At 25.6% G+C, this 3,282-nt stretch carries 4 protein-coding genes; all 4 read right to left on the bottom strand.

Annotated elements, in window-relative coordinates; all coding sequences use genetic code 11:
• Positions 1 to 764 (bottom strand): lipid II flippase MurJ (locus Q5F54_RS12210; protein WP_302334515.1); only part of this gene is annotated, 764 nt, incomplete at its 3' end.
• A 536-nt stretch (positions 765 to 1,300) separates the two neighbouring features.
• Positions 1,301 to 1,429 carry a hypothetical protein gene (locus Q5F54_RS13295; protein WP_369124057.1) on the bottom strand — a complete coding sequence of 43 codons (129 nt, stop codon included), beginning with the start codon at positions 1,427 to 1,429 and terminating at the stop codon, positions 1,301 to 1,303.
• A gap of 164 nt (positions 1,430 to 1,593) precedes the next feature.
• Entirely contained in the window at positions 1,594 to 1,803 is a 210-nt protein-coding gene (locus tag Q5F54_RS12200) for a sugar transferase (RefSeq protein WP_281538826.1), read from the bottom strand.
• 977 nt (positions 1,804 to 2,780) lie between these two features.
• Positions 2,781 to 3,282: UTP--glucose-1-phosphate uridylyltransferase (locus Q5F54_RS12195; protein WP_302334514.1), on the bottom strand; the 502-nt coding region annotated here is incomplete at its 5' end.

Raw genomic sequence — 3,282 nt, 5'->3', positions numbered from 1 at the left:
CCCTCTACTAAAGTAGATGCTAAAGTTTTATCAACTAAACCATTTACTTGATTTACAGCAACTCCCACAAATACTGGTGCCACTAATAATAATAATTTTTTTATATTCTTGTCTTTAACATTTACATATGCTTTATATTTATAACCTTTCTTTTTTGCAAAAGGTATTTGGAATAAAACCTTACTTAATATAGCAAGCAATGTTCCATATATTAATACCTTGTATCCAAATTTTGGACTAGCAAATATAGAAATAATTATAACTATGTTATATGGAATCCCTAACATGCCTGGTACCGCATAATTCTGGTTAATTTGTAAAAACGGCATTAATACATCATTAACTCCAATAAATATAATCCCTATTATTAATATTCTAGTAAATTCCACAGCTAACTTTAGGGTCTCACCTTCAAATCCCATAGCAAATATCTTTACTATTGGCTCTGTAAATATCATACAGACGATAGCCAATAAAGAACAAAAAATTACCACGATGTTTATTAAATTATTAGAGAATTTTATAGCTTCTTTATCTCCTGACTTTTCTCTTATGTCACAAAATAATGGTATATATGATGTACCTAATGCCATAGCAACACTTGTAAATATTACTATAGGTATATTTTGTGATATTATATACGCATCCGTAAAAGCAGATGCACCATATACTGAGCCTAAACATAACTCTCTAAAAAATCCTAACACTTTCGATATTAATGTTAAAAACATCAAACCAATTGTTGTTTTTGCTATATTCGACATTTTTTCTCCTTTTTACATTATTGTAATTTTTTTACCATTGTTTTAATTTCCTATGACATATTAACAAATATTTTATTTAAATTCTATATTTTTCATTTTTCATTATTCTGCATTTTTATTCATTTTTTTATTTTTTCTTATTTTTTTCTACATTTTATAATCATTTTTTTATTTTTTCTTATTTTTTTCGACATTTTATAATCATTTTTTTATTTAAATCATGTATTTTGTCGAAAAAAACAAGGTTTTCCTTGACTTCTAAGATATAAAAATCTATGATTTTTATTAGATATATATCTTTTTACAAAAATAAAAAAACGCATAAAAAAAGACTATGATTTTATAGTGATAGTCTTTTAAAATAATTTAATCTCTATTAAATAAATCTCTAGTATATACCTTATCTTCTACATCACATAACTCTTTACATAATCTATTTGATACTATAGCATAACTTATAGATTTAAATTCTTCTAAATCCTTTATTACCTTAGAATTAAAGAACTTATCTTCTTTTAAAACTGGTTCATAAACTACTACTTCAATACCTTAGCTTTTATTCTCTTCATTATACCTTGTATTGATGATAATCTAAAATTATCCCAATCAGTTTTCATTGTTAACCTATATATTCCAACTACTTTTAGATTTCTTTTTATTATCATATCAGCTATATAATCTTTTCTAGTTCTATTTCAATCTACTATAGCCTGTATTATATTATTTGCTACATCAGAATAGTTTACTTTTAATTATTTCGTATCTTTAGGTAAGCAATATCCACCACTAGATGATATTAAATATATTTTTTATTTTTACCTCCTTTTTATTATAATGCATTATCATCACCAAATAAAACTCCAACTGTCTTAAGTATTAAATTTATATCTAACCATAAGTTTCTAGTCTTTATATAGTCAATATCCATCTCAATCCATTCATCAAATCCAATATTGTTTTCTCCACTAACTTGCCATATACAAGTAAACTCTAGATTAACATCTAGCCTTTGCATTTGATATGAATTATACTTCTCAATCTCATTAGGTATTGGTAGTTATGGCCCTACCAAGCTCATATATCCCTTAAGTACAATTAAATGTCTGTGTAAGTTCATCTATACTAGCTTTACGTATAAACTTGCCACCTTAATTATTCTTGAATTACAATTCATTTTTAAAACTTAATTAATTTGTTCATTTTTATCCATTAAGTCTTTTAATAATTCCTCTGCATTATGTACCATACTTTTAAATTTGTACATACTTATAGTTTAATCTGTTATATATATCAACCTATTAGGGTCCTATTTTTTATTTACCTTTGCTTTTTATTTCACTTTCATCCATCTATAAAAATATAGACATAATATAATCCCTCAAACCAATTATTTTCATTATCTATTTTTTATAAATTTATTTATATATTTATGTAAATAATATATCATTATATTAAGTACAGTATTTAAAAATTGGCTTCTCTCATATCATCAATAATCACAGCAGTTATTTAAAATCTTTTCATACTGAAAGTCAATTGATTGATATTACTTACATTTAGAATTTGTCTCCATTCTTTAGTATTATAATATCCTTAAGCATAAAAATAGCCCATAAATTTATGAGCTATAAATATATTGCTAAATATGAGAAATGCTATATAACTAATTTCTTAGCTCATATAGCATCTGAAAATTATATAAATAAAAGACCTTGCAAGCATCTTGATTTCAAGACACCTACAGAGGTCTTTACTTAAATCTAAAGTGTTGTACTTAAATTGACAAATCATCATAAAAAATATTTAACAGTGTGACTTCCTATATATCCAGCTCCACCTATAATTAATACATTCATAATATACCTTCTTTCTAAAGTATTTATAAATTATTACCTGGAAAATATTAACTATTCTGTACTTTAGTTTTTGATAATACTTAAGCCATAACATTGAGACTATAGCTTGTTTATATAACTATCTTACAGTAACTACTACTTTTTGTAATTCTTTAGAGTCTTATTTATCTCCTTTGCTTTTTATAAACTTTAAGAATTCATTTCTAAGTTCTGGTCTTTTTAATGCAAAATCTACTGTAGCTTCTAAGAAACCTAGCTTATTACCAACATCGTATCTTCTTCCTTCAAAGTCATATGCATATATCGCTTCATGAGTGGCTAATGTTTTTAAGGCATCAGTTAATTGTATTTCTCCACCTTTACCTGGTTCTTGATTTTCAAGTATATCAAATATAGCAGGTGTTATTATATATCTTCCTAGTATTGCTATATTTGATGGCGCATCTTCAACATTTGGTTTTTCAACCATATCTTTTACTTCATATACTCTATCTTCTATATGCTTAACATCAAGTATTCCGTACTTGTCAGTATCCTCAATGGCTACTTTTTGTACTCCAATTACTGATGTTTTGTATTCATCGTATGCATTTATAAGTTGTTTTAAACAAGGAGTTTCACTATCTACTATATCATCTCCAAGTAAAACTGCAAAAGGCTCA

This window comes from uncultured Romboutsia sp., from assembly GCF_958366745.1.
Classification (GTDB): domain Bacteria; phylum Bacillota; class Clostridia; order Peptostreptococcales; family Peptostreptococcaceae; genus Romboutsia; species Romboutsia timonensis.
The sequence above is the reverse complement of the archived record's forward strand: the minus strand, read 5'-3'. Positions and strand labels throughout refer to the sequence as shown.

Coding starts and splice junctions, on each gene's coding strand:
- Q5F54_RS13295 (WP_369124057.1), bottom strand. CDS start 1,429: ATGATAATAAAAAGAAATCTAAAAGTAGTTGGAATATATAGGTTAACA.